The sequence below is a fragment of the Enterobacter sp. UPMP2060 genome, from assembly GCF_053709655.1.
In genome coordinates this window covers 107,339-123,443 of record NZ_JBSKJQ010000007.1, presented here as the reverse complement: position 1 = coordinate 123,443, position 16,105 = coordinate 107,339, and the positions used below count along the sequence as shown (strand labels likewise).

18 protein-coding genes are annotated in these 16,105 nt (G+C 54.7%); 7 read left to right on the top strand and 11 right to left on the bottom strand.

Annotated features, from left to right (window positions below; genetic code table 11):
* The first annotated feature begins 53 nt into the window (after positions 1-53).
* The 5 genes from lptF to mtgA all read left to right on the top strand — a co-directional run bounded on the left by lptF (position 54) and on the right by mtgA (position 6,313).
* A complete protein-coding gene (gene lptF, locus ACWKXN_RS15505; protein WP_319876790.1) occupies positions 54-1,154 on the top strand; it encodes an LPS export ABC transporter permease LptF in 1,101 nt (366 codons plus the stop codon).
* On the top strand, positions 1,154-2,236 hold the full coding sequence (gene lptG / locus ACWKXN_RS15500; RefSeq protein ID WP_096150976.1) for an LPS export ABC transporter permease LptG: 1,083 nt from the start codon (positions 1,154-1,156) through the stop codon (positions 2,234-2,236). Before lptF ends, lptG begins: the two co-directional genes overlap by 1 nt.
* 135 nt (positions 2,237-2,371) lie before the next feature.
* A complete protein-coding gene (arcB, locus tag ACWKXN_RS15495; RefSeq protein WP_143346430.1) occupies positions 2,372-4,705 on the top strand; it encodes an aerobic respiration two-component sensor histidine kinase ArcB in 2,334 nt (777 codons plus the stop codon).
* A gap of 232 nt (positions 4,706-4,937) precedes the next feature.
* On the top strand, positions 4,938-5,591 hold the full coding sequence (gene elbB, locus ACWKXN_RS15490; protein ID WP_182932120.1) for an isoprenoid biosynthesis glyoxalase ElbB: 654 nt from the start codon (positions 4,938-4,940) through the stop codon (positions 5,589-5,591).
* Positions 5,588-6,313, top strand: a complete 726-nt coding sequence (mtgA, locus tag ACWKXN_RS15485) for a monofunctional biosynthetic peptidoglycan transglycosylase (RefSeq protein ID WP_048981179.1) — start codon at positions 5,588-5,590, stop codon at positions 6,311-6,313. Before elbB ends, mtgA begins: the two co-directional genes overlap by 4 nt.
* A 39-nt stretch (positions 6,314-6,352) precedes the next feature.
* On the opposite strand, the gene npr is transcribed toward mtgA, so the two are convergent.
* The 11 genes from npr to ACWKXN_RS15430 all read right to left on the bottom strand — a co-directional run bounded on the left by npr (position 6,353) and on the right by ACWKXN_RS15430 (position 14,272).
* The gene (npr, locus tag ACWKXN_RS15480) at positions 6,353-6,625 is read right to left on the bottom strand and encodes a PTS phosphocarrier protein NPr (protein ID WP_003861872.1); all 273 of its coding nucleotides are present in this window, start codon (positions 6,623-6,625) and stop codon (positions 6,353-6,355) included.
* Positions 6,622-7,476, bottom strand: coding sequence for an RNase adapter RapZ (gene rapZ / locus ACWKXN_RS15475; protein ID WP_014885397.1), 855 nt, complete (start codon positions 7,474-7,476; stop codon positions 6,622-6,624). The genes npr and rapZ overlap by 4 nt, the downstream gene beginning before the upstream one ends.
* A 45-nt stretch (positions 7,477-7,521) precedes the next feature.
* Entirely contained in the window at positions 7,522-8,013 is a 492-nt protein-coding gene (ptsN, locus tag ACWKXN_RS15470) for a PTS IIA-like nitrogen regulatory protein PtsN (protein WP_008501443.1), read from the bottom strand.
* Positions 8,014-8,095: 82 nt separating this feature from the next.
* On the bottom strand, positions 8,096-8,383 hold the full coding sequence (gene hpf / locus ACWKXN_RS15465) for a ribosome hibernation promoting factor (RefSeq protein WP_008501444.1): 288 nt from the start codon (positions 8,381-8,383) through the stop codon (positions 8,096-8,098).
* A 22-nt stretch (positions 8,384-8,405) separates the two neighbouring features.
* Positions 8,406-9,839, bottom strand: a complete 1,434-nt coding sequence (gene rpoN / locus ACWKXN_RS15460; RefSeq protein ID WP_047060252.1) for an RNA polymerase factor sigma-54 — start codon at positions 9,837-9,839, stop codon at positions 8,406-8,408.
* 47 nt (positions 9,840-9,886) lie between these two features.
* Complete coding sequence (lptB, locus tag ACWKXN_RS15455) at positions 9,887-10,612, bottom strand: LPS export ABC transporter ATP-binding protein (protein ID WP_033146751.1); 726 nt, start codon at positions 10,610-10,612, stop codon at positions 9,887-9,889.
* Positions 10,613-10,618: 6 nt separating this feature from the next.
* Entirely contained in the window at positions 10,619-11,173 is a 555-nt protein-coding gene (gene lptA / locus ACWKXN_RS15450) for a lipopolysaccharide ABC transporter substrate-binding protein LptA (RefSeq protein WP_033146750.1), read from the bottom strand.
* Positions 11,142-11,717, bottom strand: a complete 576-nt coding sequence (lptC, locus tag ACWKXN_RS15445; RefSeq protein ID WP_454543994.1) for an LPS export ABC transporter periplasmic protein LptC — start codon at positions 11,715-11,717, stop codon at positions 11,142-11,144. The genes lptA and lptC overlap by 32 nt, the downstream gene beginning before the upstream one ends.
* The gene (gene kdsC / locus ACWKXN_RS15440; protein WP_023309356.1) at positions 11,714-12,280 is read right to left on the bottom strand and encodes a 3-deoxy-manno-octulosonate-8-phosphatase KdsC; all 567 of its coding nucleotides are present in this window, start codon (positions 12,278-12,280) and stop codon (positions 11,714-11,716) included. The genes lptC and kdsC overlap by 4 nt, the downstream gene beginning before the upstream one ends.
* Before the next feature lie 14 nt (positions 12,281-12,294).
* A complete protein-coding gene (gene kdsD, locus ACWKXN_RS15435) occupies positions 12,295-13,281 on the bottom strand; it encodes an arabinose-5-phosphate isomerase KdsD (protein ID WP_032659705.1) in 987 nt (328 codons plus the stop codon).
* A 13-nt stretch (positions 13,282-13,294) separates the two neighbouring features.
* Positions 13,295-14,272, bottom strand: coding sequence for a calcium/sodium antiporter (locus tag ACWKXN_RS15430; RefSeq protein ID WP_023309354.1), 978 nt, complete (start codon positions 14,270-14,272; stop codon positions 13,295-13,297).
* Between the two features lie 227 nt (positions 14,273-14,499).
* Between ACWKXN_RS15430 and mlaF the strand changes: the two genes are divergently transcribed.
* Both mlaF and mlaE read left to right on the top strand, forming a co-directional pair.
* Positions 14,500-15,312, top strand: coding sequence for a phospholipid ABC transporter ATP-binding protein MlaF (mlaF, locus tag ACWKXN_RS15425; protein WP_024906354.1), 813 nt, complete (start codon positions 14,500-14,502; stop codon positions 15,310-15,312).
* Between the two features lie 7 nt (positions 15,313-15,319).
* A complete protein-coding gene (gene mlaE, locus ACWKXN_RS15420; protein WP_454543993.1) occupies positions 15,320-16,102 on the top strand; it encodes a lipid asymmetry maintenance ABC transporter permease subunit MlaE in 783 nt (260 codons plus the stop codon).
* The last annotated feature ends 3 nt before the right edge of the window (positions 16,103-16,105 follow it).

Below are 16,105 nucleotides of genomic sequence, written 5' to 3'. Positions count from 1 at the left end.
ATGAAACAAGCGATTTTCCAGCAAAGAGACGGGTTTTTACGGGCGTATTTAAAGTGATAATCATAAGATATCTGGTGCGGGAGACGCTCAAAAGCCAACTGGCGATTCTCTTCATCCTGCTGCTGATTTTTTTCTGTCAGAAGCTGGTTAAGATCCTCGGTGCGGCCGTTGACGGCGAAATTCCAACAAATCTGGTGCTTTCCCTGCTTGGCTTAGGGATCCCGGAAATGGCGCAGCTCATCCTGCCGCTAAGTCTTTTCCTTGGCCTGCTCATGACGCTTGGGAAACTCTACACCGAGAGTGAAATCACGGTGATGCATGCCTGTGGCCTGAGCAAAGCGGTACTGGTGAAAGCGGCCATGATACTGGCGCTGTTCACGGGTATTGTCGCAGCGGTGAATGTGATGTGGGCGGGTCCCATGTCTTCCCGTCATCAGGACGAAGTGCTGGCCGAAGCGAAAGCCAACCCCGGCATGGCAGCCTTAGCCCAGGGGCAATTCCAGCAGGCGACCGACGGTAACTCCGTGCTGTTCATTGAGAGCGTTGACGGCAGTAAATTCAACGACGTATTCCTGGCGCAGTTACGTCCCAAAGGTAACGCGCGTCCTTCCGTGGTGGTTGCAGACTCCGGCCAGCTTGCTCAGCGCAAAGATGGTTCTCAGATCGTGACGCTGAACAAAGGCACCCGTTTCGAAGGCACCGCCATGCTGCGCGACTTCCGTATTACGGATTTCCAGAACTATCAGGCCATTATCGGCCATCAGGCGGTGGCGCTCGATCCAACGGATACCGAGCAAATGGACATGCGTACCCTGTGGAATAACGATACCGACAGAGCGCGTGCTGAGTTCCACTGGCGTATTACGCTTGTCTTCACCGTGTTTATGATGGCGCTGATTGTCGTTCCGCTGAGCGTGGTGAACCCGCGCCAGGGCCGCGTGCTCTCTATGCTGCCGGCGATGCTGCTTTACCTGATCTATTTCCTGCTGCAAACCTCGATTCGTTCTAACGGCGCGAAGGGTAAGCTGGACCCTATGGTCTGGACATGGTTCGTCAACAGCCTGTACATCTTACTGGCGCTGGGATTAAACCTGTGGGATACGGTGCCTGTGCGCCGCATACGTGCCCGATTCTCGCGTAAAGGAGCCATCTAATGCAGGCGTTTGGCGTTCTTGATCGCTATATCGGTAAAACCATTTTTACCACCATCATGATGACGTTGTTCATGCTGGTGTCGCTCTCCGGCATTATCAAATTTGTCGATCAGCTGAAAAAAGCCGGCCAGGGGAGCTATGACGCGATGGGCGCGGGGATGTATACCCTGCTCAGCGTGCCGAAAGATGTGCAGATTTTCTTCCCGATGGCGGCCCTGCTGGGCGCGCTGCTGGGACTGGGGATGCTGGCGCAGCGCAGTGAGCTGGTCGTTATGCAGGCCTCGGGCTTTACCCGCATGCAGGTTGCGCTGTCGGTCATGAAAACCGCGATCCCACTGGTGCTGTTGACCATGGCGATTGGCGAGTGGGTCGCGCCGCAGGGTGAACAGATGGCGCGTAACTACCGTGCGCAGGCCATGTACGGCGGCTCGCTGCTCTCGACCCAACAAGGTTTATGGGCGAAAGACGGTAAAAACTTCGTCTACATCGAACGGGTGAAGGGGAATGATGAACTGGGTGGGGTGAGCATCTATGCTTTCGATGACCAGCGCCGTCTGGAGTCAGTCCGCCACGCCTCTTCGGCGAAATTTGACGCCGAACATAAACAGTGGCGTTTGTCCCAGGTTGATGAATCTAACCTGACCGATCCGAAACAGATCGCCGGTTCTCAGACGGTAACCGGTACGTGGAAGACCAACCTGACGCCTGACAAGCTCGGTGTTGTGGCGCTGGATCCTGACGCGCTCTCCATCAGCGGTTTGCACAACTATGTGAAATACCTGAAGTCGAGCGGGCAGGACGCAGGACGTTATCAGCTCAACATGTGGAGCAAGATCTTCCAGCCGATGTCCGTGGCGGTGATGATGCTGATGGCGCTGTCGTTTATCTTCGGCCCGTTACGCAGCGTGCCGATGGGCGTGCGCGTCGTGACCGGTATCAGTTTCGGCTTTGTGTTCTACGTGCTCGATCAGATCTTCGGTCCGTTGACGCTGGTTTATGGCATTCCGCCGATAATTGGTGCGCTGCTGCCAAGCGCCAGTTTCCTCCTGATCAGCCTCTGGCTGCTGTTGAAACGCTCCTGATTGACCTCTCCTCGCTTCCGGTTAACCGGAAGCGAGGCTAATCTCCTGTTTCACCCCGCACTTTTTCTCACAACCTTCAACGCCTCGCCCTGAATTTGAGTATTATTGAGCGATAAAGTCGTGAAGGGATCCTCTATGAAGCAAATTCGAATGCTTGCCCAGTATTACGTCGACCTGATGATGAAGCTTGGGCTGGTGCGTTTCTCCATGCTGCTTGCGCTGGCGCTGGTCGTTCTGGCCATTGTCGTGCAAATGGCCGTCACCATGGTTCTGCATGGTCAGGTCGAGAGTATCGACGTCATCCGCTCCATCTTCTTTGGCTTGCTCATTACGCCCTGGGCGGTCTATTTCCTTTCCGTGGTGGTTGAACAGCTGGAAGAGTCCCGTCAGCGTCTGTCAAAACTGGTCGATAAACTGGAAGAGATGCGCGAGCGCGATCTGAAGCTCAACGTCCAGCTTAAAGACAACATTGCGCAGCTGAATCAGGAGATTTCCGATCGTGAGAAGGCGGAAGCCGAGCGTCAGGCCACGCTGGAACAGCTGAAAATCGAAATGAAAGAGCGCGAGGTCACGCAGATCCAGCTTGAGCAGCAATCCTCTTTCTTGCGGTCGTTCCTTGATGCTTCGCCGGATCTGGTGTTTTACCGTAATGAAGATAAAGAGTTTTCCGGCTGTAACCGGGCGATGGAGCTGCTCACCGGGAAAAGCGAGAAGCAGCTGATTAACCTGAAGCCGCAGGACGTTTACTCTGAAGAGGCGGCGGCTAAGGTCATGGAGACGGACGAAAAAGTATTCCGCCATAACGTCTCGCTGACCTATGAACAGTGGCTGGATTACCCGGACGGACGCAAAGCCTGCTTTGAGATCCGTAAGGTGCCCTACTATGACCGCGTGGGGAAACGCCACGGCCTGATGGGCTTTGGCCGCGATATCACCGAACGTAAGCGCTACCAGGATGCCCTGGAGCGCGCCAGCCGCGACAAGACTACCTTTATCTCCACCATCAGCCACGAGCTGCGTACGCCGCTTAATGGGATTGTCGGGCTGAGCCGTATTCTGCTGGATACCGACCTGACCGCAGAGCAGGAAAAATACCTCAAGACTATCCATGTATCCGCGGTCACGCTGGGTAATATCTTCAACGATATTATTGATATGGATAAGATGGAGCGCCGTAAAGTTCAGCTTGATAATCAGCCGGTTGATTTCACCAGCTTCCTTGCCGACCTCGAAAACCTGTCCGGCCTGCAGGCGCAGCAGAAGGGACTGAGCTTTGTCATGGAGCCAACCCTGCCGCTGCCGCATAAAGTGGTGACCGACGGCACGCGTCTGCGCCAGATCCTGTGGAACCTTATCAGCAACGCGGTGAAATTTACCCAGAAGGGGCAGGTGGCGGTGCGCATCCGCTATGACGAAGGCGATATGCTGCACTTCGAGGTGGAAGACTCCGGGATGGGTATTCCGCAGGAGGAGCAGGACAAAATTTTCGCGATGTACTACCAGGTGAAGGACAGCAACGGCGGGAAACCGGCGACAGGAACGGGCATTGGCCTGGCGGTCTCTAAGCGGCTGGCGAAGAGTATGGGTGGCGATATCACCGTTGTCAGCCAGCCGGGCAAAGGGTCAACCTTCACGCTGACGGTCCATGCGCCGGCGGTGGCGGAGGAAGTTGAGGATACCTTTGAAAACGACGACATGCCGCTGCCCGCGCTGCACGTCCTGCTGGTAGAAGACATTGAGCTGAACGTGATTGTGGCGCGCTCGGTGCTGGAAAAACTGGGCAACAGCGTGGATGTCGCGATGACCGGTAAGGCCGCGCTGGATATGTTTAAACCGGGCGAATACGATCTTGTTCTGCTCGATATCCAGCTGCCGGATATGACCGGGCTGGATATCTCTCGTGAGCTGACGCGTCAGTACGCGGCCGACGAGCTGCCGCCGCTGGTGGCGCTGACGGCGAACGTGCTGAAAGACAAAAAAGAGTATCTCGATGCCGGTATGGACGATGTACTCAGCAAGCCGCTGGCGGTGCCTGCTCTGACCGCCATGATTAAGAAGTTCTGGGATACCCGTGATGAAGAGGAGAGCACCATGACGTCTGTTGATAGCGCAAAAGCCCAAACGATACTCGATACCGCGATGCTGGAGCAGTACATCGATCTGGTGGGTCCGAAACTGATTACCGATGGTCTGGCGGTGTTCGAAAAAATGATGCCGGGCTATCTGAGCGTGCTGGAATCAAACCTGACGGCTCGTGACCAAAAAGGCATCGTCGAAGAAGGACACAAAATCAAAGGTGCCGCCGGCTCGGTTGGCTTACGCCATCTGCAGCAGCTGGGTCAACAGATTCAGTCGCCTGATTTACCTGCATGGGAAGATAACGTGGGTGATTGGGTTGAAGAGATGAAACAAGAGTGGCAAAACGATGTAGCGGTGCTTAAAGCCTGGGTAGACGCCAGAAAAAAATGACCCCGGCTTAACCGGGGTGCGCGAATACTGCGCCAACACCAGGGAAATCGTGGCTGCGCCTGTTTTTTAAAGTTATTTTCGAAAGGGCGCTGCCTGAAAAATTTAGGCCGCACGCAGATAAGATAGCAAATCTTAAATGGTTTGTTACATGAATCAGTGAAATGTGTGAAGCATAGCGTTTTAATCAAAATTATTAATGTGCTTCAGCAAGTTGCAGAAAAGGATTGTCATGATGAAAAAGATTGGTGTCGTGCTGAGCGGATGCGGTGTTTACGATGGTTCTGAAATACATGAAGCCGTAATCACGCTGCTGGCCCTGGCTAAGCAGGGAGCAGAGGTTATTTGTTTTGCGCCGGACAAAAATCAGGCGGATGTGATTAATCATCTGACCGGCGAGCCGATGGCAGAAACCCGCAATGTACTGATTGAAGCCGCGCGTATTGCGCGAGGTGATATCCATCCTCTTATTCAGGCAGACCCTACAGAGCTTGATGCGCTCATTTTGCCCGGTGGGTTTGGCGCGGCCAAAAATCTCAGTACCTTTGCTGCGCAGGGTGCGGAGTGTCAGATCGATCCTCATCTTAAAGCGCTGTCGCAGGCCATGCACGCGGCAGGAAAACCGCAGGGCTTTATCTGCATCGCGCCGGCAATGCTGCCCAGGATTTTTGATTTCCCGCTGCGCCTGACTATCGGGACGGATATTGATACCGCAGAGATCGTCGAGGAAATGGGGGGCGAACACGTTCCGTGCCCGGTTGATGACATTGTGGTTGATGAAGATAACAAAATTGTCACCACGCCAGCGTATATGCTGGCGAACAATATCGCTGAGGCGGCCTCAGGTATTGAAAAGCTGGTGGCCCGCGTGCTGGTGCTGACTGAATGAGGCGTAAATTTGCCGCAGGCGCAGGGGTGAAACGTTTTCTCTTGCGCATCGTACTTGTGCTGGCGGTATTCTGGGGAGGCGGGCTGGCTTTATTCAGCATTATGCCGGTTCCGTTCTCTGCCGTTATGGTTGAGCGCCAGCTCGGCGCGTGGTTCAGCGGCGATTTCAGCTACGTTGCCCACTCTGACTGGGTGAGCATGGACGAGATCTCCCCGTTCATGGGGCTGGCGGTCATCGCGGCGGAGGACCAGAAATTCCCGGAGCACTGGGGGTTCGACGTGGCGGCCATTGAGAAGGCGCTAGCCCATAACGAACGCCATGAAAACCGCGTGCGCGGGGCATCAACCTTGTCGCAGCAGACGGCCAAAAATCTGTTTCTGTGGGATGGTCGAAGCTGGTTGCGAAAAGGGCTGGAAGCAGGGTTGACCCTGGGGATGGAAACGGTCTGGAGCAAAAAACGCATTCTGACCGTCTATCTCAACGTCGCTGAGTTTGGCGACGGCATATTTGGCGTGGAAGCTGCCGCACAGCGGTATTTCAATAAGCCAGCCAGCCGTCTGAGCATGTCAGAAGCAGCGCTATTGGCCGCTGTGTTACCGAACCCTATCCGCTTTAAGGCCAGTGCCCCATCAGGGTACGTGCGAAGCCGACAGGCGTGGATTATGCGCCAGATGAATCAGCTGGGTGGAGAGGAGTTTATGCAGCGTAATAATCTTATGTAGGGCGGGTAAGCGCAGCGCTACCCGCCTGAATAGCAGACCTTAATCTTCGTCGAACCCTGCGTTAAACAGGGCAATCACCGCCGCCAGCGCTTCCTCTTCCTGAGGGCCGGTGGCTTCTACTTCAATCTGGCGCCCTTTGGCGGAATCCAGCATCAGCAGCGCGATCACGCTGTTCGCTTCCGCTTCGGTGCCTTCGTCATTCCGCAGCAGAACCTCTGCATCGAAACCCTGCATCAGCTCAAACAGCTTCATCGCCGGGCGTGCATGCATACCCAGCTTGTTGGTGATCTCAACGGTTTGTTTTACGGTCATGTTTTACGTTTTTCCAGCGTGCGATGACGGGACTGAACGTTCTTCCCGCGCGAGCGGAAATAGTCGGCCAGCTGTTCGGCGATGTAAACCGAACGATGTTTACCGCCGGTACAGCCAATCGCCACCGTCAGGTAGCTACGATTGTTTGTCTCCAGCATAGGTAACCATAGCTCAAGGTAGCTTCGCGTCTGGTAGATAAAATTGTGTACTTCTGTGTGCCGGTCGAGGAACGCCGCCACCGGCTTATCCAGACCGGTCATTGGACGCAGTTTTGGATCCCAGTGCGGGTTCGGCAGGAAGCGCACGTCGAAAACGTAATCCGCATCAATCGGAATACCGTGCTTAAAGCCGAAGGATTCGAACACCATCGTCAGTTCGCGCTCGCGTTTACCCAACAGCCGGGTACGCAGCATTTCCGCCAGCTCGTGAACGGACATCTCAGAGGTGTCGACAATCAGGTCGGCACGAGAACGCAGCGGCTCCAGCAGGTCGCTCTCTTCATCGATAGCGCTCTCCAGAGAGAGGTTCTTGCTGGATAGCGGGTGCAAACGACGGGTATCGCTGTAGCGGCGGATCAGCGTATTGCGGTCTGCATCGAGGAACAGCAGCTGAGGCGAGAACGCGTCAGGCAGGTTGCTCATGGCCTGTTCGAAGATCTCTGGCGATTCAGGCATGTTACGAACGTCGATACTGACCGCGGCAGAGGTTTGTCTCTCCGCCAGCGTGCGGGCCAGATCGGGTAACAACACGACCGGCAGGTTATCGACGCAGTAAAAACCCATGTCTTCCAGGGCGCGCAGAGCAACGGATTTCCCCGACCCTGAACGGCCACTGACAATCATCAGCACCATGTTCCGTTTCTCCTCAGGACAACAGATGTGAAGGCCATCTCCTGGTTATGCATCATCCTGATTGCCTTCTGCTTCAGTGATAATTTGATAGAGCTCTTCATCACTTTGGGCCGAGCGCAGTCGACGGCAAATGGTTTTATCGGCCAGACGTTTTGCGACCAGCGACAGCGTATGCAGATGGGTTTTCGTCTGGTCGGCAGGTACCAGCAGCGCGAAGAGGAGATCGACGGGCTGGTTATCAATGGCATCGAAGGCGATGGGTGTTTCAAGCTGCACAAACACACCAACGGCACGCAGGGTATCCTCTTCCAGTTTGCCGTGCGGGATCGCGATGCCGTTGCCGATACCGGTACTGCCCATTTTTTCACGGGTCAGAATCGCTTCGAACACCACCTGCGGCGGCAGGCCCAGCTGTTTGGCAGCCAGTTCACTGATGATCTCCAGCGCACGTTTTTTGCTCTGGCAGTGAACCGCACTGCGGGTACATTCCTGGTTAAGGACATTGCTCAGTTGAAGAGCGGAATCGTTGTTCATCATAATTTCACCTAAGCGCTAACTGTACAAATGGCCTGTTGTGTTTCACAACAGGCCGTCCTGCACCCGTTAACTGCCCGGACAATTAGTGTTGTTTCAGTTTATCTTTATGTTTATTGAGCTGTCGTGCAAGCTTATCAATCAAGCCGTCGATAGCAGCGTACATGTCTTGCCCTTCCGCACTGGCATGCAGTTCACCCCCGTTAACATGCAGGGTGGCATCCGAGATATGAGTCACTTTCTCCACTTTCAACACAATATAGACCTGATTGATCCTTTCGAAATACTGCTCGAGTTTTGCAAACTTCGCGTTCACGAAGTCGCGTAAAGCCTCAGTAATTTCGACGTTTTGTCCAGTGATGTTGAGCTGCATAGTGTCTTCCTTATCGGTTGTGTCAGACCAGCTGTTTACGCTGGTTGGACGGCGGAATGGATAAAGACTCTCGATACTTCGCAACAGTACGACGTGCCACCATAATACCCTGATCGGACAGCATGGTGGTTAACTTACTGTCGCTTAGTGGCTTCGCGGGGTTCTCCGCGGCGATCAACTTCTTCACCAGGGCACGAATGGCCGTTGACGACGCTTCGCCGCCGCCCTCGGTATTCACATGGCTGGAGAAGAAATACTTAAGCTCAAATATACCGCGTGGACTGTGCAGATACTTCTGCGTGGTGACACGGGAAATGGTTGATTCATGCATTTCGACGGCCTGGGCGATATCCGCCAGTACCATCGGTTTCATATACTCTTCGCCCTGCTCAAAGAACGCCTGCTGCTGTTCGACAATACAGCGGCTGACGCGCAGCAGCGTATCATTTCGGCTCTCCAGACTTTTGATCAACCATCGCGCTTCCTGAAGATTGCTACGAATATATTGATTGTCGGAGTCGTTACGCGCGCTGGTGCACATGGAGGCATACTGCTGGTTGATTTGCAGGCGAGGGATGCTGTCTGAGTTCAGTTCAACGACCCAGCGGTCATTGTGTTTTCTGACCAGCACATCCGGGATCACGTACTCGGGCTCGCTGGTTTGGATCGACTGTCCCGGGCGGGGATCGAGTGACTGGATCAGATTCACCGCTTCTTTCAGCACCTCTTCCTTCAGGCGCGTGACGCGCATCAGGCTGCGGAAATCGTGGTTGGCCAACAGATCCAGATGATCGCTGATGATTAAGCGCGCCTCGTCGAGCCATGGCGTCTCTTTGCTGAACTGAGAAAGCTGGATCAGCAGGCAGTCGCGCAGATCTTTTGCGGCCACGCCTACCGGATCGAAACGCTGGATGCGCTTCAGAACGGCTTCGATCTCCTCAAGTTCAATCTCTTCGTCGCCCATGCTTTCCAGGATATCGTCCAGCGTGACGGTCAAATAGCCGGTGTCGTCAACGGCATCGACAATTGAGGTGGCAATCGCGCGGTCGGTATCGGAGAAGGGGGTAAGTTCCACCTGCCACATCAGGTAATCCTGCAGCGACTGGGTGGTTTCTCCCTGATAGACCGGTAGCTCATCATCCTGGTAGTCTGCACGCGTACCGGAAGGGGTTCCGGCGGTGTAGATTTCATCCCAGCTGGCATCCAGCGGTAGCTCGTCGGGCATCTCTTTTTGTTCGAGTGCATCCGCGGTGTCGAGCGCTTCTGTATCCTGTGACTGCTGAGTATCTACCTCGTCATGAAGATCGGTTTGTTCCAGCAGGGGGTTGCTGTCCAGCGCCTGCTGGAGCTCCTGCTGAAGTTCTAACGTGGACAGTTGCAACAGGCGAATTGCCTGCTGTAGCTGCGGCGTCATTGCCAGTTGTTGGCTGAGCCTTAATTGCAAACCTTGCTTCATGTTCAGAGCGTTTTTCTCCGGTTCGGCGTTACGTTACCTCTACCCTATCAGAGTCTGAAGTCTTCCCCAAGATAGACGCGCTTAACATGATCGTCTTCGAGGATCTGTTGCGGCGTACCGTGGGCGATCAGATTGCCCTGGCTGACAATATACGCGCGTTCACACACGGCCAGCGTTTCACGGACGTTGTGGTCGGTGATCAGTACGCCAAGCCCGCTGTCACGCAGGTGTTCAATGATGCGTTTAATGTCGATAACCGAGATCGGGTCAACGCCCGCAAACGGTTCATCCAGAAGGATAAATTTCGGGTTTGCGGCCAGCGCACGTGCAATCTCAACACGACGGCGTTCACCCCCGGAGAGTGCCTGACCGAGGCTGTCGCGCAGATGCTCAATGTGGAACTCTTCCATCAACTCGTTGGCACGATCCTGACGCTGTTCGCTGGTCAGATCGTTACGAATTTCCAGGACCGCCATCAGGTTATCGTAAACGCTAAGACGACGGAAAATGGAGGCTTCCTGCGGCAGGTAGCCGATCCCGCGACGCGCGCGCGCGTGCAGCGGCAGAAGGCTGATGTCTTCATCGTCAATAATAATGTTGCCGGCATCGCGCGGCACAATGCCAACGACCATGTAGAAAGTGGTGGTTTTACCCGCACCGTTAGGGCCAAGCAGCCCCACGATTTCGCCGGAGTTGACGGTCAGACTGACATCTTCTACGACACGGCGGCCCTTGTAGGCCTTCGCGAGATTTTTTGCAGTTAATGTTGCCATAACGAATTAGTTACTCTTCTTCTGTGCCGGGGCCTGGCCTTTGCCTTTGTCCTGCAGCTGCGACGGAACCAGGACAGTCGTGACGCGTTTGCCTTTCTCGCTGGAGGCCTGCATTTTTTGCTCTTTAACCAGATAGGTGATCTGGTCGCCGGTAATGTTGCTGTCCAGCTGTTCCAGATACGCGTTTCCGGTCAGGATGACCAGGTCCTTCGCCAGCTCATAGTGCATATGCGAGGCGCGGCCTTTCACCGGTTTGCCGTTGTCCTGCATCTGGTAGAAGGTGGCCGGGTTGCCGTAACCATCAATGATCTCTTTGCCCTGCTCGCCACCCGGACGGGTCACGACCACTTTGTCGGCGTTAATTTTGATGGTGCCCTGAGTCATGACGACGTTACCTGTGAAGGTGACGACGTTGCCCTGCATATCGAGAGACTGGGTATCAGACTCGATATGGATCGGTTGGTCGGTATCGCCCGTTACAGCAAGCGCGGGGAGACTGGTCGCCAGCATCGCGCTGGCGATAATTACTTTAAGGCTGAGTTTGTTTGTTTTGAATTTCATAGGAGGTTCTAACCTTTTCAATCAGCTCGGCGTTCTTGCTGCGTAAGTTCCCGCGCATTCTCAAACCGCTGGAATTAAATGTTGTGCCATACAGTGTGACCAGATCCTGCGAGGTCACGTCCTGGGTTACCAGGTTAATTTGGGCATTATCCGTCGTAATTTTTCGCAGTTGCGAGTCAGCGGTCAGGGCGTTGACTTCAACGTGGCCATACAGATAAAGCATACGGTCATTTGTCAGTTTTGCCCGATCTGACTTAATTGACCACGTCGGCACTTTGTCCTTATCAAATGTGGTCATGACAGGTTGGGTAAACCACGAAATACCGTCATCTGAAAAATATTCAACATGCTGGGCAATCAGGCGATAGTTCAGCTCGCCTTCCGGGCTGTAGACCACGGTGTCGCTGTGATCGCTTTTATAGGTTGGATCGTTATTGTTGACCACTTCCGTTTGCGGATCGTCGCGATCGGCAAGGTTCACGCCAATCAATACCAGTGCGACAAGCGAAAGCAAAATGATAATCCAGCGTCTGGTTTTACTCATATCGATTGCCCTTTGGCCTCATCAAGCTTGCCCTGCGCCAGCAAAAGCAGATCGCAGACTTCACGTACGGCACCACGGCCCCCGTTGATGTGGGTAACGTAGTCAGCGCGGGGGATCAGCAGCGGATGCGCATCCGCAACGGCGATGCTCAGCCCGACTTCAGCCATCACGGGCCAGTCAATCAGATCGTCCCCGACGTAGGCTACGTTTTCCGGCGCGATAGCCAGTTTACCCAGTAAATCCTTAAACGCCGCCATCTTATCGGATTGACCCTGATACAGATGGGTAATTCCTAAGGTTTCACAGCGGTCTTCTACCAGTTTAGCTTTTCGCCCGGTGATGATAGCCACCTCAATACCCGAGGTGAGCGCGCAGCGGATACCGTAGCCGTCGCGAACGTTAAACGCTTTCAGCTCTTCACCATTATTGCCCATGTAAATCAGGCCATCGGAAAGTACGCCATCCACGTCCAGGATGAGCAGACGAATGTTTTCCGCCTTTGCCATCATCTGGGTACTGACCGGTCCATAACAGGTTGCAAGGGATGCACCCGCATTACTCATTGTTTTATCCTTCATTACACTACGCCTGCGCGCAGCAGATCATGCATATGTACCACACCCAGCAACTGGTCGCCATCGGCAACCATCACTGAGGTAATGTGGCGGGACTGCATCAGGTTCAGCACATCCACGGCCAGCGTACCCGGACGGACGCGGATACCGCCCGGCGTCATCACATCGGCAATGCCGAGCGTGCGGACATCTACACCCATGTCGAACACGCGGCGCAGGTCGCCATCGGTGAAGATCCCCTGAATTTTCATCAGATCGTCGCACACGACCGTCATACCCAGATTCTTACGGGTGATTTCCAGCAGCGCATCACGCAGGGAGGCTTCTTTACTGACGTGAGGGATCTCATCCCCGGTGTGCATAATATCGTTTACCCGAAGCAGAAGCTTGCGCCCCAGCGCGCCGCCCGGGTGGGAAAGCGCGAAATCTTCCGGCGTAAAACCGCGGGCTTCGAGCAGCGCGACGGCAAGCGCATCACCCATGACCAGCGCGGCGGTGGTGCTGGACGTCGGCGCCAGGCCGAGCGGACAGGCCTCCTTAGGCACTTTCACGCACAGGTGAATATCGGCCGCCCGCGCCATGCTGCTTTCCGGACGGCTGGTCATGCAAATAAGCGGCACCTGCAGTCGCTTCAGTACTGGGATCAGCGCCAGAATTTCATTGGACTCCCCGGAGTTGGACAGCGCGATGACGATATCCTGCGGCGTGACCATACCCAGGTCACCGTGCGCGGCTTCCCCCGGATGTACAAAGAAGGAAGAGGTTCCGGTGCTGGCAAACGTTGCCGCCATTTTGCGTCCAATGTGGCCGGACTTACCCATCCCCATCACCACAACTTTGCCAGCACAGTAGAACATCTTCTCACATGCCAGACTAAAATCCTGATTAATGTACCGATCTAACTGCGCCAGACCTTCACGTTCAATCTCCAGAACCTCTTTGCCTGCTTTCTGAAAGTCAAAACCCGGCTGCAATTCTATTTGCGACATAATGCGTTTCCGTTTACCCAGAGAGAAGAGGCGAGAGCCAGTACAGCATCGCCATCCATACGATAAATCCACCCGTCAGCAGCGCGCCTGCGCCTTTGCCGATCTGTCGTTGCCGCCGCCAGCAGAGCAGGGCAAATATCACGCTGACCAATAACATCACGCCGTAGTCGCGTGAGAACGCCAGGGGATTAAAGGGCCCTGGCGTTATCAGGGCCGGCAGGCCCATCACAATGGCGATATTAAATATGTTGGAACCGATGATATTACCAATGGCAATGTCATCCTCACCTTTACGTGCCCCCGCAATGGCCGTGGCCAGCTCCGGCAGGCTGGTGCCGATGGCAATCACCGTCAGGCCAATGGTCAGTTCACTGATGGCGAAATAGTTCGCCAGCACGGTCGCGTTATCCACCACCATGCGCGTTGCCATCGGCATGATGATCAGCGCAACGCCAAGCCAGAGCAGGGCAACAGGCAGCGTACCTTCTCGCGGCAGTTCGGCGACCTGCTCCCGCGTGAGGCTATCCTGACCCTGCTTCTCAGCCAGACGGGCGATTTTAACACTATACAGCAGCCAGATGACGGCCAGCGCCAGCAGGAAAATGCCGTCGCTGTAGCTCAGAACACCATCGTAAAATACGCAGCCTGCCAGCAGGCTTACGATTAACATTAGCGGCAATTCACGGCGCAGAACATCAGAATGCACGCGAAATGGATGGAGCAGTGCGGCCAGGCCCAAAATCAAGAGTATATTGACGATGTTGGAGCCAATCGCGGTACCTACTGCCAGGTCTAACTGACCATGCAGCGATGCCGAGACAGAGACGATGATTTCAGGAAGTGATGTTCCAACACTCACCACGGTCATCCCGATGACGACAGGCGGTACGCCCGTCAGGCGACACAGGATAGATGCGGCAAACACTAAACGGTCAGCACTGTAGACCACCAAAAGTAAACCAATTATTAACAGTGCTGTTGCTAAAAGCATCAAAAGTCCTTTCTTCAGGTATACTCGTCGGTCCATCGCACGGGAATGGCTGGACTGCATACAGTCTGAGGCGTAACGAATTCCTAATTTTGACTTTATGCGCCGGAAAAGTAAAACAAATGCCAGCTTTCGCTAACCTCAACGGCTATTATTCTGTAAAAATGCGGAATTGAGGGCTGATTCAGGCGGCATGCCTTAACGTGAGCAGGGTAATAAAGGAACCATAAATGAGCCAAACGATGGCGAATTTAGTCGATGTTCGCGGCGTGAGTTTTTCTCGCGCCAACAGATTGATATTTGATGATATTTCGTTGACCGTACCGCGTGGCAAAATCACTGCCATCATGGGGCCGTCCGGGATCGGTAAAACGACCCTGCTGCGCCTTATTGGTGGGCAGATCCCACCTGATAGCGGTGAAATCCTCTTTGATGGCGAAAACATCCCGGAGATGTCACGCTCGCGTCTGTATACTGTCCGCAAACGCATGAGCATGCTCTTTCAGTCGGGAGCCTTGTTCACCGACATGAATGTCTTTGATAACGTGGCCTATCCGCTGCGTGAGCATACCAGCCTGCCGCCTGAACTGCTGAAAAGCACGGTGATGATGAAGCTCGAAGCCGTCGGTTTGCGGGGCGCTGCAAAGCTGATGCCTTCGGAGCTGTCCGGCGGGATGGCGCGCCGCGCCGCGCTGGCACGCGCCATTGCATTAGAACCTGATTTAATCATGTTCGACGAACCGTTTGTTGGACAGGATCCCATCACGATGGGCGTGCTGGTGAAGCTCATCTCTGAACTGAACAGCGCGCTTGGCGTCACCTGCATTGTGGTATCTCACGATGTACCGGAAGTATTGAGCATTGCCGATTACGCCTATATTGTGGCGGACAAAAAGATCGTCGCACACGGTAGCGCTCAGGCGCTGCAGGAAAATTGCGATCCGCGCGTGCGGCAGTTCCTTGACGGTATTGCCGATGGCCCTGTGCCGTTCCGCTACCCGGCGGGCGACTATCGTGACGATTTACTGGGAATAGGGAGTTAAGCCACTCATGCTGTTAAATGCGTTGGCCGCTCTCGGACACCGTGGCATAAAAACCATCAGGACGTTCGGGCGTGCCGGATTGATGTTATTCAACGCGCTGGTCGGCAAGCCGGAATTCCGTAAGCACGCACCGCTGCTGGTGCGGCAGCTTTATAATGTCGGCGTGCTGTCGATGCTCATCATCATTGTCTCCGGTCTGTTTATCGGTATGGTGCTTGGGCTGCAGGGCTATCTGGTTCTGACAACCTACAGTGCGGAAACCAGCCTCGGGATGCTGGTGGCGCTCTCGCTGCTGCGCGAGCTGGGGCCGGTTGTGGCGGCGCTGTTGTTCGCCGGGCGCGCGGGGTCGGCATTAACGGCTGAAATTGGCCTGATGCGTGCGACCGAGCAGCTCTCCAGCATGGAGATGATGGCGGTCGATCCGCTGCGTCGCGTGATCTCGCCGCGTTTCTGGGCTGGGGTGATCTCTTTACCGTTACTGACTATTCTGTTTGTCGCCGTGGGTATCTGGGGCGGTTCGCTGGTTGGTGTGTACTGGAAAGGCATTGATGCCGGTTTCTTCTGGTCCGCGATGCAGGACGCCATCGACCTGCGAATGGATCTGGTTAACTGCCTGATTAAAAGCGTGGTATTTGCCATTACGGTCACCTGGATTGCATTGTTCAATGGTTACGATGCCATCCCGACGTCGGCGGGCATTAGCCGCGCAACTACACGTACAGTCGTACATTCGTCGCTGGCCGTACTGGGTCTGGATTTTGTGCTCACCGCACTGATGTTTGGGAATTGAGTT